Source organism: Neoakkermansia glycaniphila, from assembly GCF_001683795.1.
In the GTDB taxonomy this organism is placed as follows: domain Bacteria; phylum Verrucomicrobiota; class Verrucomicrobiia; order Verrucomicrobiales; family Akkermansiaceae; genus Akkermansia; species Akkermansia glycaniphila.
The window spans coordinates 138,658-165,324 of record NZ_LIGX01000038.1; the positions used below are offsets into that span (position 1 = coordinate 138,658).

General features: G+C 58.3%; 18 protein-coding genes. 4 read left to right on the plus strand and 14 right to left on the minus strand.

Features of this window, described 5'->3' with window-relative positions:
• Window positions 1–354: 354 nt before the first annotated feature.
• The 7 genes from scpA to AC781_RS11165 form a co-directional block, all read right to left on the minus strand.
• Entirely contained in the window at window positions 355–2,496 is a 2,142-nt protein-coding gene (gene scpA / locus AC781_RS11135) for a methylmalonyl-CoA mutase (RefSeq protein ID WP_067771562.1), read from the minus strand.
• A gap of 49 nt (window positions 2,497–2,545) precedes the next feature.
• A complete protein-coding gene (locus AC781_RS11140; RefSeq protein WP_067771559.1) occupies window positions 2,546–4,597 on the minus strand; it encodes a methylmalonyl-CoA mutase family protein in 2,052 nt (683 codons plus the stop codon).
• A 325-nt stretch (window positions 4,598–4,922) separates the two neighbouring features.
• Window positions 4,923–6,107, minus strand: a complete 1,185-nt coding sequence (locus tag AC781_RS11145; protein ID WP_067771556.1) for a serpin family protein — start codon at window positions 6,105–6,107, stop codon at window positions 4,923–4,925.
• A 114-nt stretch (window positions 6,108–6,221) separates the two neighbouring features.
• Window positions 6,222–7,790 (minus strand): glycosyl hydrolase family 18 protein, encoded by a 1,569-nt coding sequence (locus AC781_RS11150; RefSeq protein WP_067771553.1) that lies wholly within the window; start codon window positions 7,788–7,790, stop codon window positions 6,222–6,224.
• Between the two features lie 18 nt (window positions 7,791–7,808).
• Window positions 7,809–9,260 (minus strand): serpin family protein, encoded by a 1,452-nt coding sequence (locus AC781_RS11155; RefSeq protein WP_067771549.1) that lies wholly within the window; start codon window positions 9,258–9,260, stop codon window positions 7,809–7,811.
• 193 nt (window positions 9,261–9,453) lie between these two features.
• Window positions 9,454–10,662, minus strand: coding sequence for a serpin family protein (locus AC781_RS11160; RefSeq protein WP_067771546.1), 1,209 nt, complete (start codon window positions 10,660–10,662; stop codon window positions 9,454–9,456).
• 110 nt (window positions 10,663–10,772) lie between these two features.
• Window positions 10,773–11,936 (minus strand): serpin family protein, encoded by a 1,164-nt coding sequence (locus AC781_RS11165; RefSeq protein WP_067771540.1) that lies wholly within the window; start codon window positions 11,934–11,936, stop codon window positions 10,773–10,775.
• Window positions 11,937–12,140: 204 nt separating this feature from the next.
• On the opposite strand from AC781_RS11165, the gene AC781_RS11170 reads away from it, so the two are divergent.
• A complete protein-coding gene (locus tag AC781_RS11170) occupies window positions 12,141–12,446 on the plus strand; it encodes a DUF6506 family protein (RefSeq protein ID WP_067771538.1) in 306 nt (101 codons plus the stop codon).
• Window positions 12,447–12,515: 69 nt separating this feature from the next.
• Here the strand turns inward: AC781_RS11170 and AC781_RS11175 are convergent, their stop codons facing one another.
• Genes AC781_RS11175 through dnaB form a run of 3 tightly spaced genes read right to left on the minus strand, consistent with a single transcriptional unit; the run spans window position 12,516 to window position 16,279 of the window.
• Complete coding sequence (locus tag AC781_RS11175; RefSeq protein WP_067771536.1) at window positions 12,516–13,505, minus strand: Lnb N-terminal periplasmic domain-containing protein; 990 nt, start codon at window positions 13,503–13,505, stop codon at window positions 12,516–12,518.
• Between the two features lie 9 nt (window positions 13,506–13,514).
• On the minus strand, window positions 13,515–14,831 hold the full coding sequence (bioA, locus tag AC781_RS11180) for an adenosylmethionine--8-amino-7-oxononanoate transaminase (RefSeq protein ID WP_067771533.1): 1,317 nt from the start codon (window positions 14,829–14,831) through the stop codon (window positions 13,515–13,517).
• A gap of 14 nt (window positions 14,832–14,845) precedes the next feature.
• Complete coding sequence (gene dnaB / locus AC781_RS11185) at window positions 14,846–16,279, minus strand: replicative DNA helicase (RefSeq protein ID WP_067771978.1); 1,434 nt, start codon at window positions 16,277–16,279, stop codon at window positions 14,846–14,848.
• A gap of 208 nt (window positions 16,280–16,487) precedes the next feature.
• On the opposite strand from dnaB, the gene AC781_RS11190 reads away from it, so the two are divergent.
• A complete protein-coding gene (locus AC781_RS11190; protein ID WP_067771975.1) occupies window positions 16,488–17,108 on the plus strand; it encodes a peroxiredoxin in 621 nt (206 codons plus the stop codon).
• A 297-nt stretch (window positions 17,109–17,405) separates the two neighbouring features.
• On the opposite strand, the gene smpB is transcribed toward AC781_RS11190, so the two are convergent.
• Together smpB and AC781_RS11200 are read right to left on the minus strand one after the other, a co-directional pair.
• The gene (smpB, locus tag AC781_RS11195) at window positions 17,406–17,864 is read right to left on the minus strand and encodes an SsrA-binding protein SmpB (protein WP_067771530.1); all 459 of its coding nucleotides are present in this window, start codon (window positions 17,862–17,864) and stop codon (window positions 17,406–17,408) included.
• A gap of 86 nt (window positions 17,865–17,950) precedes the next feature.
• Window positions 17,951–18,217 (minus strand): DNA-directed RNA polymerase subunit omega, encoded by a 267-nt coding sequence (locus AC781_RS11200; protein WP_067771527.1) that lies wholly within the window; start codon window positions 18,215–18,217, stop codon window positions 17,951–17,953.
• 158 nt (window positions 18,218–18,375) lie between these two features.
• Between AC781_RS11200 and AC781_RS11205 the strand changes: the two genes are divergently transcribed.
• On the plus strand, window positions 18,376–19,206 hold the full coding sequence (locus AC781_RS11205) for a hypothetical protein (RefSeq protein WP_067771525.1): 831 nt from the start codon (window positions 18,376–18,378) through the stop codon (window positions 19,204–19,206).
• Between the two features lie 102 nt (window positions 19,207–19,308).
• Window positions 19,309–19,767, plus strand: coding sequence for a nucleoside-diphosphate kinase (locus AC781_RS11210; protein WP_067771522.1), 459 nt, complete (start codon window positions 19,309–19,311; stop codon window positions 19,765–19,767).
• Between the two features lie 338 nt (window positions 19,768–20,105).
• Here the strand turns inward: AC781_RS11210 and AC781_RS11215 are convergent, their stop codons facing one another.
• A complete protein-coding gene (locus AC781_RS11215) occupies window positions 20,106–20,732 on the minus strand; it encodes a tetratricopeptide repeat protein (protein ID WP_067771519.1) in 627 nt (208 codons plus the stop codon).
• A gap of 64 nt (window positions 20,733–20,796) precedes the next feature.
• Window positions 20,797–26,535, minus strand: coding sequence for an RHS repeat-associated core domain-containing protein (locus tag AC781_RS11220; RefSeq protein WP_067771516.1), 5,739 nt, complete (start codon window positions 26,533–26,535; stop codon window positions 20,797–20,799).
• Window positions 26,536–26,667: the final 132 nt, after the last annotated feature.

Sequence of the window (26,667 nt, forward strand, 5' to 3'; positions counted from 1 at the left end):
GAGCGTCTTGTCAAGCAGGAAGGCGAATATGACAGGGGCGGCGGCTCGCCATTCAGTTGCCCCGTGTGGACAAGGATTGAACAGAGAGCCACAGATTGCACTGATTTTTGATTAGGGAGATGCGTGTTTTTATTGATGATTCAAACAGTTGTGTTCTTGTGCGGAGCGTTCCGCCAGTCCGATTTCATCCTTGGCTTGGTACGTTGTTTCTGCAACGCTGCTTCCATACAAAATATTCGAATCCGGGCAAATCGGTGGACTCTGTGGCAGGAGATGTGCCGCCTCTGGCGGATGCAAAACGCCCCCTGCCGTTGGGGCAGGGGGCGTGAAAGTGCGTTGTGCGGAGGCTTCGCGTCAGGCGAGGTGCTTGTTGAGCACGTCCATGATTTCTTCCGCTGCAGCCGGGATGTTGGTGCCCGGACCGAAGATGGCCTGTGCGCCGTGTTCGCGGAGGAAGCCGTAGTCCTGTGCGGGGATAACGCCGCCGCAGAAGACGAGGATGTCCGGGCGACCCTGCTTCTTGAGCTCTTCGATGAGCGTGGGAAGAAGCACTTTATGGCCTGCTGCGAGCGAGCTCATGCCGATGATGTGCACGTCGTTTTCGATGGCCATTTTGGCGGTTTCTTCCGGGGTCTGGAAGAGCGGGCCTACGTCCACGTCGAAGCCGAGGTCGGCATAGGCGGAGGAGACGACCTTGGCGCCGCGGTCGTGGCCGTCCTGACCCATCTTGGCGATGAGGATGCGAGGGCGGCGTCCTTCGCGTTCGGCGAATTCGTCGGTGAGGTTGCGTACTTTGTCCATGAGGGGATCCTTGCCGTAGGAAGCTCCGTAGACGCCGGTGATGAGCTTGATCGGAGCCTTGTGGCGGCCGAAGTGCTTTTCGAGGGCGAGGGAGATTTCTCCGAGGGAGGCGCGGGCGCGGGCGGCCTTGATGGCCATGTCGAGCAGGTTGCCTTCGCCGGTTTCGGCGCATTTGGAGAGTGCTTCGAGGGCTGCTTCGCAGGCGGCTCCGTCGCGTTCGGCGCGGAGTTTCTGGAGGCGGGCGATCTGGGCTCCGCGCACGGCGTCGTTGTCCACCTGAAGGATGTCGATTTCGGCTTCCTGTTCGAGGCGTTGTGTGTTTACGCCGACGATGGGTTCACTGCCGGAGTCGATGGCTGCCTGTCGGCGCGCGGCGGCTTCTTCGATGCGCATTTTGGGCAGGCCGGTTTCAATGGCCTTGGCCATGCCGCCGAGGGATTCGACTTCCTGAATGTGTTCCCAACCCTTGCGGATGAGTTCGTTGGTGAGGTATTCGACGTAGTAGGAACCGCCCCACGGGTCGATGACCTTGCAGATGCCGGTTTCGTCCTGCAGGTGCAGCTGGGTGTTGCGTGCAATGCGGGCGGAGAAGTCCGTCGGCAGGGCGATGGCTTCGTCGAGCGCGTTGGTGTGCAGGGATTGCGTGTGGCCGCAGGAGGCGGCGAGGGCTTCGATGCAGGTGCGTGCGACGTTGTTGAAGGGGTCCTGTTCGGTGAGGGACCAGCCGGAGGTCTGCGAGTGCGTGCGAAGGGCCATGGATTTGGCGTTCTTCGGGTTGAACTGCTTGATGATTTTGGCCCAGAGGACGCGGGCAGCGCGCATCTTGGCGACTTCCATGAAGTAGTTCTTGCCCTGCGCCCAGAAGAAGGAGAGGCGGGGGGCGAAGGCGTCGATGTCGATACCGGCCTTGATGCCTGCGCGGACGTACTGGAGGCCGTCGGCGAGGGTGTAGGCCATTTCGAGGTCGGCGGTGGCCCCTGCTTCCTGCATGTGGTAGCCGGAGATGGAGATGGAGTTGAACTTCGGCATGTTCTTCGAGGTGTATTCGAAGATGTCCGCGATGATGCGCATGGAGGGGTCCGGCGGGTAGATGTAGGTGTTGCGCACCATGTATTCCTTGAGGATGTCGTTCTGGATGGTGCCGGTGAGCAGCTCCTGGGCGACGCCCTGTTCTTCTGCGGCCACGATGTAGAAGGCGAGGATCGGGAGGACCGCGCCGTTCATGGTCATGGAGACGGACATTTTGTCCAAGGGGATGCCGCTGAAGAGGATTTCCATGTCGAGGATGGAGTCGACGGCCACACCGGCCTTGCCGACATCGCCGACGACGCGCGGGTGGTCGGAGTCGTAGCCGCGGTGGGTGGCAAGGTCGAAGGCGATGGAGAGGCCTTTCTGGCCCGCCGCGAGGTTGCGGCGGTAGAAGGCGTTGGATTCTTCAGCGGTGGAGAAACCGGCGTACTGGCGCACCGTCCAGGGGCGGGCGACGTACATGGTGGCGTACGGTCCGCGGAGGAAGGGGGCGATGCCGGCGGTGTAGCCGAGGTGCTTGCAGTCGCCGTAGACGGCCTGGTCGTACACGGGGTCGATGGCGATCTGTTCGTTGCTCATCCACGCATCGGATGCATGGGAGGGGGCTGCCGCTCCGGTTTTCGTTTCGGGGTAGGCAACGTTGGCAAAATCGGGGATATTGCTCATTTTAATATGGAAATGTTTTTGTTGTTAATGGTTCCGGGGTGGGTGCCGATCAGATGCCGAGCTTGTTCTGCAGGGTGTCGAGCACATCGTGGCAGTTGGCGCGCACATGGATGAACATGTCCACTCCGGCTGCTTCGAAGGCAGGCACTTGTTCTTTCGGATACCCGGCGAGCATGATGGTCATGTCCGGCTTGGCTGCCTTCACGGCTGCGCAGAATTCGGGTGCGATGTCGCCGTAGGTGTCGTCCGTGGAGCAGATGACGCATGCGCCGAGGCCGCTCTTCACGGCTGCGTCCGCAGCTTCCTGCACGGTTTTGAATCCGGCGGGGTACATGGTGTCGAAGCCGCCGGCGCGCAGGAAGTCCTGCGAGAAGTCGGCGCGTGCCTTGTACTGGCGCAGCGGGCCCATGGTGGCGAGGAAGACTTTCGGGCGGCTGCCCGTCTTCGCCTGGTAGGCGACGGCTTTGTCGAGGAGGCGTTCGAAGCGTTCCGTGGCATGGCGCACGGGGAGGGGTTCGACGGTGATGCCGACGGGGCATGCATAGATGCCTGCGAGGGCTTTCTGGATGCCGCAGGTGGTGGCGGAGCCGAGTACGGCGGTTACGTCTTCCACGCTGTCTCCCTGAAGGGCGACTTCGGCCGCATCGGCATGGCAGCACTTCGGTGCGCCTGCATCGGCACCCTTGGCGGGGCATGCTCCGGTTTCAAGCGGTTTTTCTTCGAGGTTGACGTAGCGGTTGACGCCGACGTAGGTCTGGCGGCGCTGGTCGGCGAATTCGAAGCGCTTGGCTGCGGTGGCGTTGATGTCTTTCTGGACGGAACCCGTTTTGAGGGCGGAGACCATGCCGCCTTCGGATTCGATTTTCTGGAAGCGTTTCCAGGATTCCCTGGCGACTTCGTCGGTGAGGGTTTCGATGTAGTAGGAGCCGCCTGCGGGGTCCACGACTTTGTCGAGGTTGCATTCGCCCTGCAGGATGAGCTGGACGTTGCGGGCAATGCGGCGGGCGAATTCGTCCGGACGGCGCACTCCGGCGTCGAAGGGGGTGACGTCGAGGCTGTCCACGCCGCCGATGACGGCGGAGAAGGCCTGTGCCGTGCCGCGAAGCATGTTCACCCACGGGTCGACCTTGGAGATGGTCCAGGAGGAGGTGGCGGCGTGCAGTTTGATCTTGGCGGATTCTTCCGAGCCGCCGCAGGCGACGACGATCTGCGCCCAGAGCATGCGGAGTGCGCGGATTTTGGCGATTTCAAGGAAGAGGTTGGAACCGACGCCTACGGTGAAGCGGATGCGGGGTGCGACCTGGTCTACGCTGAAGCCGGCGGCTTCCATGGCGCGGAGGTAGGTGACGGCGGTGGCGATCATTGCGGCCACTTCGTCGAAGGCGGATGCTCCCGCATTATGGTAGGGCAGGCCGGATACGCCGATGGTTGCGAAGTCGTCGGTCGTGTTGGCGAGAGCCCATTTCATCATGGAGGCCATTTGTTTCTTGGCGCCGCAGAAGCCCATGCCGCCGCAGATGCTGCCTTTCATGACGAGCTTGCCCAGCGGGTCGAAGAGGACGCCGCCCTTGAGGGTCCTGGAGCCGTAGCCGTTGTTCCTGGCAGCTTCCGCCAGCATGGAGAGCGTGGCGAGGCCGCAGGAGCCGAGGGAGACGTAGACGGGGGTAGCGGCGAGGTCGATGCCTTTCAGGGCCGTGTTCCAGTCTGCGAGGTTGGAGAGTTTGACGCCTTTCTTGCAGTTGAGCGTGATGTTGACGGCAGTGCCTCCCTTGGAGAGTTCTTCGAGGGCTTTCTTGTTGAAGCCTTCGGGGGAGCATGCCTGGATGCCCTGGGCGATGTCCCACGGCTTGGAGCGGTAGCCGAGCGGGCGCGTGCCGCGACGGTACGGGAATTGCCCGGGCTCGTCGATGGCGGTTTTCACGTCCTCGGCGTTATAGATGGGATTGAGAGTAATCCCGTCCACAAGCTTGGTGAAAAGTGTTTTGTCGAAATCGGCGCCTTTCAGCGCCTCTACCGCAGCGTCACGCCATTCGGCGTATGTAGCGGGTGCGAACTCTTCGAAGCTGACCTCCGAAGCCTGTTTTTCATTTCCCTGTTGCATGGCGAAGTCAATTGGGTCTCGGTTGAATGTATATCGGCCACGATGGCAGACCGAGCTTGCCGTCGTGTGTCTACATGATGCTACAAGCTTTTCTGATTGTCCAGCCCGAAAAAACGGGCCGGAGGGAAAAGCGGGTTCCGTTGTCGCATGAAGTATAATGCGCGGGGCGGGGAGTGCATTTTCTGAATGTTGGAGGAGAGTTCGTTATGCGCCTTTTTCTGCTGTTTTCGTGCCGGGCGGCCGCTTGCGGTGCGGGATCGCGCAAAAAAGGAGACCGGAAGCGGTCCGGTCTCCTGAAAAGTGTTTGATGGATGCAACGGGCGGGTTACGGTTCGCGGACGATGCCCATGAAGAGGGCGGGGGAGTCCGTCGAGTCCCGGTCGGGAACGATCATCCAGACGAAGGGGCGGTCGAGCGCGAAGCTGATGCGTTCTTTGGGAACCATCGCGCTCCTCATCATCATGACGGCGGCCGTGGCTGCCGCCGCTTCCGTGCCGTCTTCATCGACGGCGACGAAGCATTTCTGGTACACGGCCGAGACGTACAGGGGCATCTTGGTGGTCGTCATTTTCGAAAAGTCGGCATTTTCGCCGAAGGCATCGTCCATGCCCATGTTTTTCAGGGGTTCGGAGAGGTCGCTGTCCGCCTCGAACTTGAATTTCGGCATGAAGAGTTCGACGGTAGGTTTCTCGCCTTCCGTGTTGCGCGCATTGTTGAGCGATTTGCGGATGTTGGAGAGCGAGTCGGGCGTGAGCGAGCGGACGAAGTCATCCACGGAGACGCCTTCGGGCGGCAGGATGGCGATCATCGCGCCGATGGTTTTGCCCTCGATGTTTTTGCCTTCACCGGGGCGGTAATCCAGTGAGATGGCACTGTATTCCTTGGTGACGACGCAGGGGAGGATGGAGGACTGGAACATGGTGGGTACCTGTTTCACGGCGCCGTTTTCCCGCTTGAAATCGCGGTTCGTCGTCTGAGCCGCCTTGAAGGGTGACATCCACTTGTCTTTCATGTAGATGGCATTGACGGCGACGAGGCGGGTCATCGGGTTGATGCTGTTGGGAGGCAGCAGGTCCTTGATACGGTCATGCGTGACTCCTTCCACCCATTTGTTGATGGTGAGACGGGAGGGATCGGGCTGCCCGGAGAAGTCGATATTCACCACGCTGTCTTTCGGCAGGGCTGCGGCATAGGCCGGGGCGATGGGGAAATCGGTGTTGATGTAGACGCGGTTGGCCGTTTCGAGCGAGAGTCCTGTGGTATCAGAGATGGCGGCAAGGCCGGATGTGTCTCCAAGTACGGCCTGCATCTGCTTGAGCGTGTTGCCCCCGGCTCCCGGAGTGAGCAGGGAGAGGCAGGATGCCGCCGAATAGGGGGATATGCAAACGTTGCCCTTGGCGGTTTTGGAAACCTGCTGAAGGAGGTCGATGTCGAATTTTTGTCCATCGGATGCGAAGGCTGTGCCGAGACCCACCATGGAGCAAATGAGCAGTTGGTTGATGTTTGCCATAAAGTAGAGTGTACGTGAAAAGGTAAATTGTTCAATAAAAATGTTTTTCTTCGATTTTTTTTGATGGGGGGCGAGGCGGGGTGCGCCTGATTGCTTGCCTGCGCCGTTTCGTTTTTACCTGCGCCCCTTGAGAATTTCATTGATGACGGGCAGGAGCGCCTTCGGGTGCCGATAGTCGGTTTGTCCTTTCCGGGCATCCGTGCGCACGTCGCCGCCCATGTCCCAGTACATGATGCCGCGCAGTTTCTGCGCTTTGGCGTATTCGCATTTTTTGCGGATGGTGGCGGGGCCGTTGAAGGTCATTTTGCGTTTGGTGCCGTCCGGATAGGTGAATTCCGCGGTGTCTGCTGTGGGCGGAAGGTTGGGGTGCTGTGCGACGATGTCGCTGTAGAGGCGTACGGAATCGGCCTTGGCGTCGCCCGTGCCCTGGAAGGGGACGCTGAGCATGATTTTGCTGTCCGGGAAGCCTTGCTTGCGGAAGGCGGCCAGCGAGCGGGTGAAGTCGTCGAAGGGGTAGCGGGCGGAGCTGGGGCCGTAGTTCTGGAAGGTGAAGTAGTCCACGGCGTCGATGCCCTTTTTCGGCATGCGGTAGCAGACGACGTGTAGGGAGATGGTGAAGCACATGTCCGGCTGAGCCTTGCGGATGCGCTGGGCGAGATCCGCGTAATTGTCCCATTGCCGGGCGGGAGGGTCTCCCTTGTAGGGGCCTTCGATCCATTCGAAGTCGAGGTCGACGCCGTCCAGCTTGTAGCGGTTGACAATGGAGGCGATTTCGCCGGCGAATTTCTGGCGGGCTTTCGGGTCGCGGAGCATGTCCTTCCATGCACCGCCCGCGATGCCGAGCCGTACCATGTGGTCGGCGGGGTTGCGAAGGCGGGAGCGAATCCATGCGATCTGGGATGCCCATGAGGCTTTGTCTTCGCCCATGCTGCGCTTGGTATCCGCAGGGAGGTGGAAGTACAGCAGCCTGTCCGCCCATGTGGGGGAGATGTCGCGTCCCAGCCGCGTGGCGGGGCGTGCTTCCTTCCATACGCGCAGTTCATCCATCATGCCCGTGTAGCCGGAGCCGATGAGGGTGGCATTGCCGATGCTTGTGAGCGGCTGGCTCTGGCCGGGTAGAAGTGCGACGGCTTTGCCGTTCACGAAGAGAGACGGGATTCCTTCCTTGACGACGCAGCCAAGCTGCACCCATTGCCCGGCGGGTACAGCGGGGATGCTGCCCTGATAGGTGTTTGCACCGTTCTGGATGGAGAGGGTGTCTCCCTTCCATGCGATGCGGAAATCGCCCGAGCGGATGAGTTCGGCATTCTGTGCGCCTTGCGGAGCATAGGAGGCTTCGAAGGTGAATGTCTTGAGATCCTGCGGGAGGACGATTCCCGGGATGGACATGAAGGCCTTGGGCCCCTTGAAGGCGAAGACTCCTTCCCTCCCGGCATGGGTTTTCAGCCAGGTGACGCCGTTGAATTTCGTGGCGCGGAAATCGGAAACGCCCGTGAGGGTGCCGTCGGCAGCCACGGAGGCGTTCATGTAGATGATGTCGGTTGTCTTGTTGAGGTGTTCGTCGCCGATCCAGTTCCAGCGGATGTGGCCGCCGCGAGAAGGAAGAGGCTGCAGGTGCGCAGGAAGGATGTTGCTGTCATGGGAAATGGCAAGGAGGATTGACGTTTTCCAGAGTAAAGGCATGAATCCGAAAAGACGAGGCTAATGTGGAGGCAGGGGCGGCAGGGGTGTTCCGAGTTCAAGTCCTGGACCCCATGGTATATCGCAGTCTTTCGTGTTCATGGGGACGTTGATCATTTTTATTCGTTTGGGATGAGGAGGTTCTGAAAGTTTTTGTGACTTATGAGCCGTGGATGTTGTGCGGCCGGGTTTGTTTTTTGGGGAGGTCGTGACGGGAAAATGAGGCTCTTTCACCATGCCGATGAAGACGGGATGGTTATGTTGTTCTGGCAGATGATCGGAGTAGAGGGGGGCAAGGTCAATGGAAGGGACAATGAGCCAGACGAATGGCCGGTTGATCGTGAAGGGGACCGGATCGTCCGAGCCTCCATCGCGGATGCCCATGGTGGCGACCATGGCCGTGGATGCCGCGCCTTCCGTGCCTTGTTCATCAATGCGGATGGAGCATTTCTGGATGAAGGAGTCGAGTGGAAGGGGGGGGTGGGCCGTCGTGATGCGAGGGAAGCCGTGGTCTGGTGAGAAGGCGGCTTTCAGTCCCATGTTTTTGAGGATGGGGATGAGGTTCGTTTCAGAAGCCATCTGGAATTTGGGTAGAGACAGGAGCATGGTTCTGATGGAGGACGTTTCCGGGGTGCTGCTCAAGCTTCTGCGGATGGCGGTCAGTTTGCCGGCGGTCAGGGATTGGACGAAGGTGTCGATTGTCATGCCTTCCGGAGGCAGGATGAAGATCATGCCTGCTCCGGGTCTCAAGCTGTGTGTTCCCTTGATCGGTTTCGGGACGAAGGGGAGGGCGACGGCGCTGTATTCGGGGGTGATGGTGCAGGGAAGCGCGGTTTGCAGGTGCATGGCCGGTACCTGTTTGGTGGTGCCGTCGGTGAGTGTGAAGGGGGCGTCGGTGGTGTATTGTTCATCGAATTCATTGTCCCATCGGTCTTTGATGTAAAAGGCATTGATGGCTGCAAGAGTTGTTTCGGGAGAGATTTGCCCGGGTGCAAGGAGTTCGCCGATCAGTCCGTGCGTGGCGGTTTCGACCCACTGGTTGATCGAGGTTCGTGCCTGTTCCGGGTTGTTGCGGAAGTCGATTCCGGTCACGCTGCTGCCGGGCAGTTGTGTTGTATAGGTTGGGCTGATGGGGAGCCTTGAATCCAGATAGAGGCGATTGGCGGATTCGATGTACAGGGAATCCGCTTTTCCTGCCTTGATGAGTGGCGAGAGGTCGCCCAGCGCGGTTTCCAGTTCGAGGTGCGTTTGGGGGGATGCTCCGGGAGCAAGCAACGTGATGGTTTCCGCTGCCGAGTAGGGGCATAGGCAGATGTTGCCGCTATTTGCTTTGGCGGCATTCTGGAGTAGTGATACGATGAAGTGGCTTCCTGTGTTTGCTTGTTTGGGTGGCGATGCAGGTTGAGCCGTTTGTGCCGCGTGGGCAATGGCGGCAAGCAGGAGGAGGGGAAGGATGCGGATGGCGAGTTTCATGGCAGGGAGCGTGCGACTTGAGGTGTGGCCGATAGGCCGTGATTGAACGTTGTCCGAGTGCCGCCGGGGAACGATGCTGGTGCATGCGGGTGTCGGACAGCGTTCAATGCATGTTGTAGCACGCTGTTTCTGCCGGAGGCAAGAAAAGATTGTGTAACAAGAGTGTTACAGCTTCACGCAATCGGCTGTCCGGTTACGGTTCGCGGACGATGCCCATGAAGAGGGGGGTGCAGGTGGGCTCGTCGCGGTCGGCAACGACGATCCATACGAATGGTCTGTCGAACCGGAGGACGAGGGGATGATCCGTTCTCATTTCGACCGGGCCGTCTCCCCAAAATGCTACCGCCGCCGTGGCTGCCGCCGCTTCCGTGCCTTCCTCATCCACCGAAATGAGGCATTTTTGATAGGCGGCGGAGAGCTGCAACGGAGTTTTGTCCGAAGAAATGCCGGAGAAGTCCGCATTGGGCGTGAAGGCGTTTTTCATACCGAGCGCAATCAGTGTCTGTCGCATGTCGATATCCATGGTGTATTTGAATTTCGGCAAAGCCAGAGCAACGACGGGTCGTTTACTTTCGATTCTTGTTTTGTTGAGATGACGGCGGATTTCGGTGAGTTTGGATGCATCCAGCTTGCTGACGAATTCATCGACGGAGACCCCTTCGGGCGGCAGGATGGCGATCATGCTTCCTTTTGTCCATGGCTTTTTGACTTTCTCCCGGTTCTCGATGGCTTTATCGTCTGGCATGTAGGGAAGTTCGATGGCGCTGTATGCCTCGGTCTTGCTGCAGGTGAACCTGAAACTGTGGTGCATCATGGGGACTTGCTTCACGGTGCCGTCGGTCAGGGTGAATGCTTCCGGCTTCGTGTTGTCCGGAAGGAATTCCATTTCCCATTTGTTTTTGAAACAAACGGCATTGACTGCGACGAGGCGGGTGTTTTGTACGATGCTGCCGCTGGGCAGGATGTTGTCGATGCGCCGATGGGTGGCCTTCGAGACCCATTGGTTGATGGTGTCGCGTGCTGCGCCGGGATTGTTCCGGAAGTCGATGGATGTGACCGCTCCTTTCGGTACTGCGGCCTTGTAGGCTGCATTCAGGGGTAGCTGTGAGTCTACATAGATGCGGTTCGCCGTTTCAAGGGCGAGAGTTGTTTTTTCTGCCAGTGTCTGGAGTCCGGAGGTGCTGGAGAGGAGGGTTTTTATCTGGGCCAGCGTTTCGTGCGCAGCTCCGGGTTCGAGGAGCCGGAGGGTTCCGGCTGCGGAATAGGGGGAGATGCAGATGTTTCCCTGTTGGGCCTTGGCTGTTTGTTGCAGTAGTTCAAGGCCGAAATTGCGGGTTTCGTCGGCAACTGCGGTGGTGAGGCCGATGGTGGCTGCGAGCAGGAGTGGGGCGGTTTTGTTCATGTTGTCAGGAGTTTGGAATAATGCACAGAGTTTCTGTGTCTGTATGATAATAGATGTTCCTTGGCGGCAATCAAGGAGGAAATGGAGGGTCTCGCCGTTTGGATCGGGTATCACGGCTCCCGGACGATGCCGAGGATGAGGATGGGGGTGGCGGGGTCGGGTGAGTTCGGGACGATGAGCCAGAGGAAGGGGCGGTTGAGTTTGAAGTCGAGCCGTGGCGGTGCGCCGAAGGGGGCGTCGGCACTGGATGCTGCTGTGACGACGGTGCCTTTTTCATCGATGGCGATGTTGCATTGGTGGTGGAATCCGTTGATTTTGAGCCCGGGTGTAGGCGAGATGCCGGAGAAGTCGGCGGTGTCCTGAAAGGCATTCGGCATGCCCATGGCGGGCAGGGCTTTGGAGAGGTCGAAGGTGGATGAGATGGTGAATTTCGGGATGGCGAGGACGATGTCGCGCAGGTTGCGCCCGTTTTGCGATGCGGCGAGTTTTTTCCGCATGTCGGCGATGGTTTCCGGTGTGAGGGTGGAGATGAAGTTTTCGATGGCTGTGCCTTCGGGCGGGAGGATGGCGATCATGCTGCCGGGAGCCTGTGCGGAGCTTTCGGGCGGGGTGCGGTACGGCAGTTCGACGGCACTGTATTGAGGGTCGATTACGTAGTTGAAGGAGGCTACCTTGTGCATGGTCGGCACGGTTTTCGTGGTGCCGCTGGGCAGGGTGAAGGGGCGGGGGACGGTGTAGTGTTTGGCGAAGGGGGTGAGCCAATGGCTCCGGTACCGGAGTGCGGAGACGGCGATGAATGCAGTATTGCCGCTGACGGAGTCGGGAGGGAGGAGTTCGCGGATGGCGTCGGATGTGGAGGTGCGGATGTAGTTGTTGATGGCTGTGCGGGCTTTGTCCGGCGCATTGCGGATGTCGAGGCTGATGAGGGTCTGTTTCGGCCATGCGTTGCGGAATCCCTGTTTCAGGGGGAAGCTGGCGTCCACATAGATTTGTGCGGTCTGGAGGGAGTTTCCTTTTTGCTGGCGCAGGGAGGGTAGCCAGGGTTTGGTGCCGCCGAGGGTGTCGGCAATTTGCTGCCGGGTGGCGCCTGCAGCTCCTTTTTCCAGGATGAGGAGGGGTGCGGCTGCTGAGCAGGGTGCGATGCAGATGTTGCCCTGGTGCTGTTTGTCCGCCTGTTTCAGCAGTTCGAGGCTGAAGCGGTTCGGTTCGTCTGCGGCGGCGGGGTGCAGGGCGGTCAGCAGGGCGAGGGCGGCGGTTGTACGGATGTGTTTCATGTGTGGATGCGGTGTGGGGTTTAATGTTTCGGGGTGGGAGTTTTGATGTTCATGGGCGATGCCGATGAATCGAGCTCAAGTCATGTTCGGGACTTTACTTGCATAAGGAAAGCATATATACAGGCTTCGTTTTTTGGATTCCAAGAACATGGCTTTTCCAAAACGGAAATGGCATTGGGGTTTTTTTAACTGAAAATACTTATTATGGCAACAACAAAAGCAGCTTTCATTTATATCGCTCCGGAGAATGACTATAAGGAGCATCATGCGTTTATCGATTCTCCGGTTGTCAGCTTGGCTGTTGTCGGAGTGAAGGATTATGAGGAGGCGGAACGGGTGGCTCAGGATTTGGTGAACCAGGGCGTGACTGCAATCGAGCTGTGTGCCGGGTTCGGCTTCAATGGTGTGGCGCGTATCAGCAAGGCAGTTGAAGGCAAGGCGCTTGTCGGGGTGGTGAGGTTCGATCTTCACCCGGCTTTCGGTCATCAGAGCGGTGACGGGGTGTTTTAAGCTGCCATTGCCTTGCGAGCAAGGTTCTTTTTGAAACGAGGCGAGGGTCGTCGCTTCGTGGGGTAGCGGTCAGGAAGCTTCCATGATGCCGATGTGCTGCCGGATGGCTTCGGAGTAGTGTTCCGGGGCGTTTTTGGAGGTGTCGTAGGGGACGAAGGAGCGTTTTTTAAGTTGGTCGAAGGTTTCTCCGGGGCGGTGCTGGAGTGCGCCGCGGTCGAAGGCTTTCTGGTCGATGAAGCCGTTGAGGAGGATGATGGGGTTGGTGCGGATGCCGGGGGTGGCTTTTTTGAGGGAGGGGAGGAGTTCCGTGGTGCAGTTGTGGAGGAGGGTGTTGTAGAATTCGGGGTGTTTATGGAGGGCGTTGGCGCGTTCGACGAAGTCGGTGAGGACGGTGCGGATTTGAGCCGGGGTCATGTTGAAGCGGTAGAGGTAGAGGTCTTCGGGGCGGTAGTTGGAGCGGAGGGCGAAGATGTCCGGTTCGGTGGCGAAGATGTAGATGAAGCCGAAGCGTTTGTAGAGTCCGGCGATGGTGCCTTGGGGCGTTTCGGAGTCGAGGCGGGTTTCGCAGGAGAGGGCGAGCTGGCGGCCGTCCGAGAAGCCGAAGGTGAGCATGGTGTGGGCAACGGCTTCCATGCCGTCCCAGTGGCAGACGGCGAAGTCGAGGGTGCGGAGCCGGGCGAGGTCGTAGGTTTGGGTGATGTAGCGGACGTCGTAGTCGTCGACGCTGCGGTAGTTGAAGTCGCGGATGTCGTGCAGGGTGAGGGTGTTTCCTTGGATGGTGCCGTAGGGGAGGCGGCTCCATGAGGGGAGCCAGGGACGGTCGTTGGTGGGGGTGATGCAGAGGTATCCGATGTTGAGGATGGCAGCGAGCGCCCAGAGGCCGGGGATGCTCCATTTCCACCGGCGGTAGTAGACGGCTGCGGCGATGCCGCCGAGGTAGAGGGTGAGGAAGAGCCAGACGAGAGGGAGGCAGTACCAGACGATGCCCGCGCTCCACAGGAGGACGATGCCGAGCAGGATGAGGTGAAGGATGCGGAGCGTTTGGCGGAGGGCGGGCATGCGGGGGTGTCAGCAGGAGGTGAAGGCGTCCCGGATGCCTGCATCAAGCGCGTTGAAGGCGAGGCGGAGTTCGTCTTCGGTGATGCAGAGGGGGGGCATGAGGACGACGGTGTCGTGGACGACGGGGCGGGTGAGGAGGCCGTGCGGGCGCATGGCGACGCAGGCTTTTTCTCCGGCGCGTTCTTCGGGGGTGAAGGGGGAGCCGTTTTCGCGGCAGAGGTCGATGCCGAGGATCATGCCGGTGGCGCGGACGGCGGAGATGAAGGGGTTGGTGTGGAGGAGCTGCTGCGAGAGTTCGTCGATGAGGCGGATTTTGGGCGGCAGTTGTTCGAGGGTGCGTTCCTGTTCGAAGATGTCGAGGGAGGCCATGGCGGCGGCGCAGCCGATGGGATGGGCCGTGAAGCTGTGGCCGTAGTAGAAGGTTTTGCCTTCGGTGGGTGCGCCGAGGAAGGCATTGTAGACTGTTTCGGTGGTGAGGACGGCGGCCATGGGGGTGTAGCCTCCGGTGAGGCCTTTGGCGCAGCAGAGGAAGTCGGGGATGATGCCTTCTTTCATGCAGGCGAAGAGGTGGCCGGTGCGGCCGAAGCCGGTCATGACTTCGTCGAAGATGAGGAGGATGCCCCGGGAGTCGCACCAGTCGCGGAGTTCGCGGAGCATGCCTTCGGGCCACGGGGTCATGCGGTTGACTCCCTGGATGATGGGTTCGATGACGATGCCGCAGGTTTGGGCGCAGGTTTCTTCGTCGAGGGCGCGGAGGTCGTCCATGCTGCGGACGTGGGAGACTTCCATGCCGAAGCCCCGGAATTTTTCAAAGAAGGTGCCGACTCCTCCGAGGCTGGCGGCTCCCATGGTGTCGCCGTGGTAGCAGTTCGAGAAGGCGATGAAGCGGCGGCGGCGTTCTTTGCCGGGGGTTTGGATGGAGGATTGGAAGGCGAGTTTGAGGGCGGATTCGAGGGCGGTGGAGCCGTCGTCCGAGAAGAAGACGCGGGTGAGGGTGTTTTCCGGGAAGTACGAGACGAGGCGGGCGGCGAGTTCGGAGGCGAGGCCGTGCCCGAAGCCGAGGAAGGAGCTGTGCGCGATTTTGTCGAGCTGCGCCTTCATGGCGTCGATGAGGCGGGGGTGGCTGTGGCCGTGGATGTTGACCCAGATGGAGCTGTTGCCGTCGATGTATTTGCGGCCGAGGCTGTCTGTGAGCCAGACTCCCTCTCCTTGTTCGATCATGAGGATTTCGCTTTCCTGCCCCCAGATGCTTTGGGGGTTGAAGGGGTGCCAGCAATGCGCGAGGTCCTGCGCGATCCAGTGGGAGGTTTGTTCCTGCGGTGTCATGATGAAAAGGGGCGTTATTCGCCGGAGCCTTCTTCATCCTGACGGGTGGAGAAGCGCATGAGTTCGGCTTCGAAGTAGAGGGGGACGTCGCCGGTGGGGCCGTTGCGGTTTTTGGCGAGGAGGAGGTTGGCGTGTCCGGCGCGCTGCTGGCGTTCTTCGTCGTTTTCCGCATAGTAGGCGGAGCGGTAGAGGAGGCCGATCATGTCGGCATCCTGTTCGATGGCTCCGGATTCGCGGAGGTCGGACATGCGGGGTACGCCGAGGCTGCCGCCGGTGCGGTTTTCCGGGCCGCGGTTGAGCTGGGCGAGTACGATGATGGGTACCTTGAGTTCCTTGGCGAGGGATTTGAGGCCGCTGGAGATTTCGGCGATTTCGCGTTCGCGGCTGTTCTGGGCCTGTTTGGTGTGCGAGCGCATGAGCTGGAGGTAGTCGATGCCGATGGCGGCGAGTTCCCCCTGGTCGCGCAGGACGCGGCGTGCCTTGGCCCGGAGTTCGTTGATGGAGATGGCTGCGGTGTCGTCCAGTACGAGGCGGGATTTGCGCAGGACGCTGACGACGCGCGCGAAGTGTTTTTGTTCCTGCTGGGTCATGGAGCCGCGGGCCATCATTTCTGCGCGGCGGATGCCGCTGCGGGCGAAGATGAGGCGTTCGACGAGCTGGACGGAGGGCATTTCGCAGGAGAAGATGAGGGAGGGCTTGTTCAGGTCGAGCGCGATGTGCTCCATCATGTTGAGCAGGAAGGATGTTTTACCCATGGAGGGGCGGGCTGCGACGACGAAGAGTTCACCGGCCTTGAGGCCGTTGCTCATGCGATCAAGCTTTTCGAAGCCGGTGGTGATGCCGAGGATGCCGCCTTTTTGCGCGAGGAAGCGTTCCATGTTCGTGACGGCTTCGGCGATGACCGTGGAGAGGGATTGTTCCTCCCCGTGTTTCATTTTCTCGCGGATGCCGAGGACGTCCTGTTCCACGGAGTCGAGCAGTTCGGCGATTTCCTCTTCGGCGGCGAAGGCCTTTTCCATCGAGCGCGAGGTGGTGGCGATGATGGAGCGGAGGACGTATTTTTCCTGCAGGGTTTCGAAGTGCGGGTCGAACAGCGCGGTGTTCGTGGTGTAGGAGTAGATTTCGGTGAGTCCCGCGAGCCCGCCGACGGCTTCGAGCTGGTGCTTGTCCGTCAATTCCTGTGCGACGGAGGTGATGTCGAGCGGCTGGTTTTTGTTGTAGCGGTCGAGGAAGATGTTCCAGAGCAGTTTGTGGGCCGGTACGTAGAAGTATTCTTCCCCCATGCCTTTCGTGATGCAGCGGCCCAGGATGTACGAGGGGTCGATGGTCATCATGGAGAGGACGCTTTTTTCGACGCGCGGCGCCTGAGGCACGGTGCGGGATTCCGGTGAGGACGCCGGAGCTTTCGTCAGCTCAAGGGGAGAGAAGGAGGTGGCATCGTTACTCATGGAATCGGAAGGGAAAAGGAAGCGATGAAGCGGAGGACAGGCTACCATAAAGCCGCGTATGGTGTCAAGCCGGCGACCCGGAAACCGGAGGGCGGAAGGATGACGGTTAAATTTTTGAATGATTATAAAAAGTCGCGATTTGCTCTTGACGGATGAAGAAGATGTATGCGATATTACATCCGGCAAAAGAAAAGCCATATTCAATAATATGTTAGTAGGAAAAAAAGCACCCGCAATTAAGGCAAGCGCAGTTGTGAACGGCGCAATCGTCGAGAATTTCTCTCTGGAACAGTATCTTGGCAAGAAGTACGTGCTTCTGTTCTTCTACCCGAAGGACTTCACGTTCGTATGCCCCACGGAGCTGATCGGTTTTCAGGATGCTCTGCCCGAGTTCGAAAAGCGTGATGTGGCCGTGATCGGCTGTTCCACGGACTCCGAATTCTGCCACTGGGCATGGGTCAACACCCCGCGCGTGCAGGGCGGCATTCAGGGCGTGACGTACCCGATCGTCTCCGATATCAACAAGACGATCTCCGAGAGCTACGATGTGCTTGCCGGTGAGCAGTATGTGGATGAAGACGGCGAAGTGCAGACCGTGGGCGATCTCGTTGCCTACCGCGGCCTTTTCCTGATCGACAAGCAGGGCATCGTGCGCCACCAGCTCATCAACGATATGCCCCTCGGCCGCTCGACGGACGAAGCGCTCCGCGTGGTGGACGCTCTCCAGCACTTCGAGCAGTTCGGCGAAGTTTGCCCGCTCGGCTGGCACAAGGGCGCAGAAGCCATGAAACCCAGCCACGAAGGCGTGGCGGAATACCTGAGCAAGTAAGCACGGGCTTTACATTCTCTATGTTCAAGGCGGGGCTCCGGCTCCGCCTTTTTCGTGTGGCAAACGAGGGTTAGCTGCAGATGACACGGATTGGCAGAGATGAAGCAAGTGAAAATCCGGCCGATTGCCGGATTGAGGTATGCTAATGGATATTTATTTTCAATATTTTATTGTTATTTTTGCAAAATATTGAAAATCATGATTTTATTCCTTATCCGGCGGTCAGCCGGATGCGCATAGTCAAAGTCTGTGCCAATCTGCGCACTCTGTGGCTCAAACCGCCGTGGAGACGGATCGTCAGCGGCGGTTGAACCGGGAGACTTCGCGCTGCACTTCGCGCAGTTCGACGCGAGCCTTGAGATCGTAGCGCTGGTCGCGGAACGTTTTGCCCTTGCCGACGCCGATCTCGGCTTTCACCTTGCCGTTCTTCCAGTACAGGCGGAGGAGGGGCAGGGAATAGCCCTTCTGGGCGAGCTTCATTTCAATCTTGAAGATCTCCCGTTTGTGCATGAGCATGCGCCGGGGGCGTTTCGGTGCATGCTGGAAGAACTCGCCTGCCGTTTCCCACGGCTGGATGTCGCAGCCGTACAGGAGGAGCTGCCCTTTCTCGACGCGGGCGAAGGCATCGGAGATGTTCACTTTGCCGGCGCGGATGGATTTCACCTCCGTGCCTTTCAACTCGAGGCCGCACTCATGCTGCTCGAGGATTTCGTAATCGCGGCGGGCTTTTTTATTGGTGGAGATGTCGGAGGCCATTGGTCGGGAGGAAGGTGGGGTGATGAATCGACAAGCGGCCTGAATCGCAAAGACTCAGGCCGCCGTCATGGAAAAACCTGAGGCAATCAGTTGTCGCTGCCGAAGGGGAAATCGTCGTCGCCGGAAGCTTCGTCTGTGGTAGATACGGAGACGGATTCTTCCTTCTTTTGCCAGACGAGCTTGCCTTCGATAATCTCGGTCAGGGCGATATCCCCGGCACCCATGTGCGGAGTCGTCGGAATCAGCGGGGATCGGCCGGAGTTGAGCTGGGCAACGCGCTGGGAGACGATGTTGACCAACAACTGGGGATCTTGAACCACTTGGGCGGCTTTATCAATAAGTTCAGTCTTCATGAGAAAAGGGACACGAGCGGGATTCTGAGCCCGCGAGCGGAAAAACTTAACCGAACGGAGTGGCGGAAGCAAGCCTCGAGTGTGTCAGATGGTAAAATAATTGGTTATGGAAGCCAGCGCTCCTTGACAACCCGTGCCGAAAACGCCATCATCCCCTCATGAAGACGATGCTTCTCGTTCTGCTTTCCGCCGCTGCCGTATCTTGCACCAGCCCCGTGCCGGCTTCCGCTCCTGCGGCGCGAGGGAAAACCGGCGCCGTGCCGCAGGCAGCGCAAGGCAATGCCCTGGTGGATGTGATGGCGCTGGGAGGCCGCATCTGGCAGAATGAATGCGCCGGGAAGCAGGAAGGCCTCGTCTCGTGGAATGCCGGGGAAGAATTTCCTTCGCTCGGCATCGGCCACTTCATCTGGTACCCGAAGGGATACAGGGGGCCGTTCGAAGAAAGCTGGCCGTCGTTCGTCCGGTTCGCTCAGGCGAAGGGCGCTCGCGTACCCTCCGAGCTGCAAGGCACGCCGCCGTGGAGCAGCCGCTCCGCCTTCATGGCTGATGCCCGGAATCCCCGCGTGAATGCAATGCGTGCATGGCTCGCCCAGCCCGGCATCGTGCGGCTCCAGACGGAATTCATCATGGCGCGCTCCCGGCAGGCTCTCCCCGCCATGCTGGCGGCATCGTCGCAGCCCCGGGAGGTAGAAGCCCGGTATCATGCCCTCTCGCGGACGACGGGCGGCATGTATGCGCTGGTGGACTATGTGAACTTCAAGGGCGAGGGAACCAACCCCGATGAACGCTACAACGGGCAGGGATGGGGCTTGCTGCAGGTCCTCGAAAACATGCGCGGGCAGCCGCAGGGCAGCGAAGCCTGCCGCGAATTCTCCCGTGCGGCTGCCGGGGTATTGGCCCGCCGTGTCGCCAACAGCCCGAAAGCCCGTGGAGAACAACGTTGGTTGCAGGGATGGACCAACCGCTGCAAGACCTATGCCGGGGAATGATGGCAGGAAAAAAGTCGTATCAGGCGGTTTTTCTTGCCTTTACGCTTGACAAACGGTGGCGAAGCGAGTATTTCTCACCGCTTCCAAGAAAGAAAATATACTATGCCATACCCCAAAGAAGAAACAACATTGATTCTGTTCAAGCCGGACTGCGTGCGCAAGAATCTCTCCGGCGCCGTGCTGAAGCGTTTCTTGGACGAAGGTTTTCGCATTCGCGGTATCAAGATGATGCAACTGACTGAAGAAGTGCTTCGCGAACATTACGCGCACATCATCGACCTCGTGATCGACGGCAAACCTCTCTTCCCGAAACTGAGTACTTTCATGACCAGCTCCCCCGTGGTCGCCCTGGCTCTCAGCGGCCCCGGCGTCATCGTCCGCGTGCGTGAACTCCTCGGGCCGACCAACTCGCAGAAAGCCGACAAGGGAACCATCCGCGGCGACTTCGGCACAGACAGCATGATGAACATCTGCCACGCCTCCGATTCTCCCGAATCCGCCGATGCCGAACTGCACCGCTTCTTCAAGGAAGGTGAGCTCTTCACCTGCTGCATGGATTGATCTCCGGCAACCTCGAACATTCATTCAACACGCAAACAACCGCTCCATTGCATGGGGCGGTTGTTTGTTTTATCGGGAAGGTAACCTCGGTAATCCGGGCGGAGGATTGGGAATACCCCCACCCGGCAGATGACTGGATGGAATAACGATCCGCTTCTTCCATAACGATGCCGGGAGAAGGGGGAAATCCTTGGAATCAGCAAGGCCGTTTACCTGATGAAAAGCAGGAAGGCGACATGGTAACGATACTTCCAGATGGTATGTATTAAAGATTATTTCAGAAATATAAAATGAATGCGTGTAACTATTTTCTATCTATCGCAATTAATATTAAAATATTATTTTTTTGTTTGTTCTAAAACGTATTCCCGTATTTCGGGTTCTAGGTCTATCCACCTAGGCTGTGTTTTTTCTTGTTGGCAACGGGTGACATATTTCAACGCATATTCCTTCGCTTTCTCAATATTTACTTCTGTACCTGTACCGTCATAATATATGGCATATAAAAATTTATATGCAGTGGAATCTGTGCGTTTTTCAAAACTGGTTATTGACTTTTTAAACCACGATTTGGCCAGTTGCTCGTTATTTCTATAATTCCTGTATAAATGACCGAGTTGCCATTGGGCTTCCGCTAATCCTTGTAATGCTGCCATTTTCAGCCACGATTCGCTTATTTGTACACATTGTTCCTCGTATACAATATACTCATAAAACCAACCCCCTAATTGGTATTGACCCTCCATTTCCCCTTTGATTGCTCGTTGCAACATATCGTCGGGCGGAGCAGGGATTGCGGATCGAAATATGCCTTTTTTATATAGGCGTTTTTGCATTTTCAGCACTTCGTCCACATTAGTCTGCTGTTGTTGCGGTTCATTTGTGCCGTGCATAGACTCGGCCAATAAATACGGTTGTATGATCAATATACCGCCTAGGAATCCTATGATTTTTTTAGTTTGCATTTGTGTTGATTACTTGCCATGCACTTTACCATATTTTGGTAAAGTGCATGAAAATGATGTGTTTTTATTCTCCGAAATAATACGATTTATTTGATATAGTAACTACATGCCCACCATCTTTTGCATCTGTTGCTTCAATATGAAAGCGAATACCAATCAGTCCCGTACGAAAAAGACCAATAGCTAAGCCTCCACCTTGATAACCACTACCGTAGCCAACACGATCTGCCTGAGAGAGTTCATTTATATCCCGGAATCCCAATAGTGTTGGTTTTTCGTGGCCGAGGGAAAAATAGTAGGTTTCTTCAAATGTTTTTTTGTTTTGACATATAATGCGAAAAACACGCACAGTGATTGCTGGAATATCTTGGCGGCGTTTAGCGTAGGCATCCATCACTTTGGTACATGGGTAGGTTTTCCCATTTTTAAGAGTTGTACTGTTGGATGGCTTCCACTTTGCAACAACATAAGCACGTTTGTGTCTACCCAGTGGTTCAGTGAAACATTGTCCATATTTCCATTCGACTATTGTAGACCAAAACCAGCACGTGCGTTCATCAATGTAGGCTTTACCATACATACAGTCACGAACCATTTCTGGTGTTATTTCTTCTCCATCATATTCAGGGCTCGAGTCGTCTATTTTTTTATTATTCGTTTGGCGACTATCTGATTGTCTATTAATGTAAGGCGAAGGGCCCGTATGATAGGGACTACTTGGATCGGAGCTAGCTAATCCTAATTTATCTGTATAGTACAAAGGCCTATTCCCAACGAAGCCGTACAAATTCCATCCCCCTTGTTCAGCGATTGGGTCGCGTGAGGTCCAGCGGCCATCGGTGGGGTTGTAGTGGCGGTAGTTGTAGTAGACGAGGCCGAGGTCTTCGTCGTGGTGTTCGGAGGAGAAGCGGAATGGGTTTTCCTTGGCCATGTCGCCTTCCATGGAGGTGATGTTGCCGTAGGGGTCGTACTGGTAGGATGCACGGCGCAGGCCTTTGCCATCGAAGAGTGAGACGACGTTTTTGCGGAGGTCGTGGGCGTAGTAGAGGGTTTCGCGTGCCGTGCCTTCACGCGTCCACAGGGTGAGGGCGAGGGGGCGTGTGGCGACGGGTTCGGAGGGGTCCCACCGGTAGGTTTTCGCGACGTACAGGGCAGTTTCGTCCGTCGCGTCGATTTCGGCAATTTGCACGTATCCATGATAGATGTAGCGGAGGCGTTTCGTCAAGCCGGAATCATCACTTGTCGCTTTTTCTATGCGGCGGCCCATGAAGTCATAGACGCTGTCGATGCGCCGGTCTCCCTGTTGGAAGGAGGTGGGGCGGTTGTCGGCGTTGTGTTGGGCGTTCCATTCTCCGGTGGCGGTGCGGATGAGCGTTTGGTTGCCTGCGGCATCGTAGGCGGGGGAGAAGGTTGCCTGTCCCTGTGCGGCGATGGAGCTGTACTGGTTGACGAGGTTGGTTTGGTAGGAGGTTGCCGTGGCGTTGTTTTGCGCGGTGATGCGGTTGCCGATGTTGTCGTAGGCGTACGCATGCCGGGTTCCGTCGGTGGATGTTTCACCGGTGAGTTCGCTGCGGCCGTTGTAGGCGTAGGTGCGGGTGACAGTGGGTTTGGTTGATGCGTTGCGGTAGTCGCTTTGGCTGACGGGACGCAGGAGGCTGTCGTAGTCGTAGCGGTAGCGGTCGGGGTGGAGCGCTGTTTGGACGTTGAGGCCGTTGTAGCGGATGTCGGTGATGATGTTGAGGTCGGGGTGCCAGGTGTGTTCGCGGCGGAGGCCGGAGGGGTAGAGGATGTGGTTGAGGAGTCCGCTTTGGGTGTCGTAGGCGTAGGCGAAGCCGGAGGATGCGGCGAGGCGTCCGGCGGTGTCGTAGGCGTAGTCGACGGTGTCGATGGGCACGTTCCTGTGCTTGAGACTGTAGCCGTTCGTGCGGCCCCAGGTGTCGCGGGTATGGGTGAGGATGCTTTCAACGGGGCCTTCCGTTTGTTCGCTTTCCACTTCGCCGTATTGGTTGTAGCGGAAGGTGCGGGCGCCGGAGGCGTCGGTGATCTGGGTGGGCTGGCCGAGGTGGTTGTAGGCGTAGGTGACGGCGGGGGTGTCGTCGTTGTAGGTGGTGCCTGCAAGTTCCCCGGTGAGGGAATGGTAGGTGTAGGTTGCCGTGATATCACGAGCATCTTTTTTGCTTGCAAGGCGGTTGAGGCTGTCGTAGGTGTAGGTGTCTTCTTTGTCGTCCGCGTACCGTTTAGTGATGAGGAGGCCTGTGGCCGCGTCATAGGACCAGAGCGTATGTTCGGCTTCCGGCTGGTTGATAAGGCTGGAAGGATCCGTTTCGATTATCTGGGCCGGATTTTTCCACGTCCACATGTCAGAGATTCGGTTATCGTCGGTGTAGTCCCAGACGATGGGTTGTACGGCTGTGCCGTACTGGGCCGTTTTACGGCTGCGGATGTCGTAGCGGTAGCAGGCGGTTTTGCCCTGCGCATCGGTGATGCAGGAGGGCTGGCCGGTAACGTGGTCGTATGCCGTGGTGGTGGCGTTACCGGCTCCGTCGATGGTTTTGACGGGACGGCCGGCTGTGTCGTATTCGGCGGTGGTAGCGTTGCCACGTCCGTCGGTTTGCGTCATGACCATGCCGGCGGCGGTGTAGCTGCGGCGGTAGTTGGTGACGATGCCGGCGTAGTCCGTGGCATGGATGACGAAGCCGTCCATGCCGGTCTGGCTGGCGACGGCGTCGATGCCCGGCTGGGTGGTATAGCTGATGCGCTGGGTGGGGGTGCCGTAGTGGGTCCACTGGACGCTGCGGTTGCCGCGGACGTCGATGGTGACGGTTTTGGAGGCGAGTTCGAGATCAAGGTCGGAGGTCAGGGTCAATGACGTTTGCGTGAGCGGCTGGCCCTCGGCGTTGTAAGTAGTGGTAGTTTGTTGGCTGTAGACGCCGTCTTCTTCGCAGATGTAGGTTTGAGCGTGTTCCGTGATGCGGGATGGTTTCGGCGAGAGGTCGACGGTTTGTTTGACCATGTTGCCCATGGCATCGTATGCGTAGAGGACGGGGGCAAGGATGGTTGTGTCGGAGCTGCCGCCGTCGGCTTTCGTCTGCTGGCTGACCAGTTGACCTTTGGCGTTGTATTGCGATGTTGTGCTGATCAATGTATCGTCTGCGACTGCAGGGCGGATGTCGTAGACGGTTTGTCCGAAATAGTCGGAGATTGTGTTGCCGATGCGGATCCAGTTGCCGTTTTCGTCTTGTTTCTGCATTTCCGTATACAGGCCTGCCGAGCTCAGGTATTGGATGTGTTTTTCGGCCTGTTGCGCCGTTCCGGTGATGGTGTCGATATTGCCGTCGTTGTGCCTGGCGGTGACAATTGTGGCGCCTGTGGGAGAGGTGACGGTTTCGGTCAGTCCGTCATCACTGTATTCATATCTCGTGGTGCGCCCCAATTCGTCCGTCGTGGAGGCGGTGCGGCCGAGGGCGTCGTACACGGTGGAGGTGGTCGTGGTCATCGGGCCGATGTCCGTGCGCGTGGCGATGGCCCTGCCTGCCGCATCCCTCGTGTAGGAGACGATGGTTTCCGGCGTGGTGGCCGTGGCCGAGCGGATGGTTTCGATGAGCTGGTGCGCAGCGTTGTAGGAGTAGGTGGTGATGACGCCGTCTTCATCGGTCTGGCGGAGGGGGCCGCAGCACATCCATTCGGTGGAGGAGGTGCGTCCGTTGGCCTTGACTGTTTTCGTGCGGTTGCGGTAGGTGTCGTATTCGTATGTTTCACGGGTCAGCAGGGACCATTCGTTGCCGGTGTGTGCGTAGGTTTCCGTGCAGGTGGCGGTGCCGTCTGCTGCCATGTAGGAGACTGTGCGCGTGCTTTGGCCTGCGACGGGCTGGTTGCCGACCTGCTGTTCCGTGGTGATGCAGTAGGCGGCGCCGTGTGCCGTGGTGGCTGCATAGGAGGAGACGGTTTGGATTCCGTTGATGCCTTGGGACATTTTCATGCGCCCGGCGGCAAAGGGAGGCAGTGCATCCGGCCCGTAGTAGACGGAGGATGAGGTTTGTTCCAGCTCGCTGCCCAGAGCCGTTTTTTTGACGGTGACGCTACGTTCCAGTACCGTATTCCAATATTCATATGTTTCTTTGGAGAGTTCGGTTTCTTTGCCGGATGCCGTGCGAATGATTTGCCGGATGGAGGACGGGCGGTAGTCGTTGAAACGAAGATCGGAATAATCAGTGATCTTGACTTGCTCGCAAGTCTCATTCGGCAACGCCTCATCCCGGCCGGACCAGGGAGTAGCTTCCATGATGACACGTCTCTTGCTGTCGTATTGGTAAGAGCAATAGTTTCCATTTTGAAAATCAATCCGGCTGAGGCGCAGGTCTGCGTAGGTGTAGGTGGTCGTCTGTGCGAGGGAGGTGCCGTAGCCTTCCGTACGGCTTGTTTCCTGCCAGATGCCGTCGATCAGTTCGTAGATCTGCCGTGTGCTGGAGGTAGGCGTTGTGTCCCCGCTCGTCATGCGGCGGGTCGTCAGGTGTTCCCATGTGCCGTCGGACTGGATGGTGCGGACGTTGGAGTAGCGGATGCGCCGGTCGCCTTCGCCCGTCGGCATGTCGATGACGGTTTCGTCGGCTGCGAGATAGCGGTCGACGCGGGTGACGGGTGAGCCGGGGCGAACGGCGGTCATCGCGAGATGGCGGTAGGTTTTGCCTTCCTGTGTGGCGTTGTTTTCCTCCAGAGTCCATGTTTTGCCCGGCATGCCGGTGGTGGCGTACCAGTCGCCGGAAGGCGTGACCTGGTTTTTCGGGTACCATTCGAGGACGATGCGCGAGGATGCGGCTGTGCCGTTCCCGGCAGGGATTTCCGTTTCACGGATGTTCAGCAGGCCGTCGAGGTGGTGCCAGATGCCGCTGATGAGGCCGAAGTCTTTTTTGAGGCGCATTTTGCTGCCGTAGGCGGCCAGGTCGACGACGACGCGGTCGGCCGTGACCAGTTGAACAGGTTTGCCGATCTCAGTCGCTGTGGGGACGTTGAAGCGGATGGAGGCTCCGTCTGCCGTGGTGAAGTCCGCATAGACGGGTGTGCCTGTTTTGCAGGGGGTCTTGTCTGCATTGAGGATTTGGACGAGGGAGGAGTACTGGCGGGTGTCTCCGACGCGTTCCGCCGTGTCCTTGCCGCCGGCATATTGGTAATGCAGCGTTTTGCCTGAAGGTTTGACGACGGTGATGATTTTCGAGTAGGGGTCGTGCTGGATGCTCCATTCGGTGACGTGCTGGAAGACGAAGCCGAGCCGGTAGATCAGTGGCATATCCGGGTCGTGCCAGCTGGTGGAATGGGGGTTGAGATCCAGAATCTGGAAGGTGGCCGGGCACCAGCCGGCGATGTCCGGTTCGATGCCGAAGACGATGTTCATGGCGACGTCCTGCGTGCTGCCGAGGTGGTTTTCGGTGAAGAAGGATTCGCTGGCGACGTTGTCTTTGCCGCAGGCGCAGGTGCAGGTGCAGGTGTTGCAGAACTGGTCGTTTTCCGTGTCGGGCTTGTCGTTGTCGTCGCTGGAGGAGTCGTCCCAGTCGCTGGACGAGGAGTCGTCATCGCTGGAGGAAGAATCGTCCCAGTCGCTGGATGAAGAGTCATCGCTGCTGGAGGAGGAGTCGCTGTCCGAGGACGAGCTGTCGGCAGCATGTTCGGTCAAGGCGAATGCCGCGGTATTCGCGTCGCCGGGAATAAAGGGAGCCCAGCCTTCGGGCAGGTAGCCGTTCATGGCGAGGTCGGCTTCGGATTCGACGAAGTCAGGGGAAGGATGGAGGGGGGATTGTTGTGAAGACATGTTGTGTATGTGTGTTGAGGTTTTGTTGCCGGGGCGCCTGCCGGGAGAAGCGATGTCTTCTACCCTGTAAAGCAGGCGCCGTAGGCTTTTTTGTCTATTTTTCTTGTTTTTTAATCGAAAAATGTGTGTTTT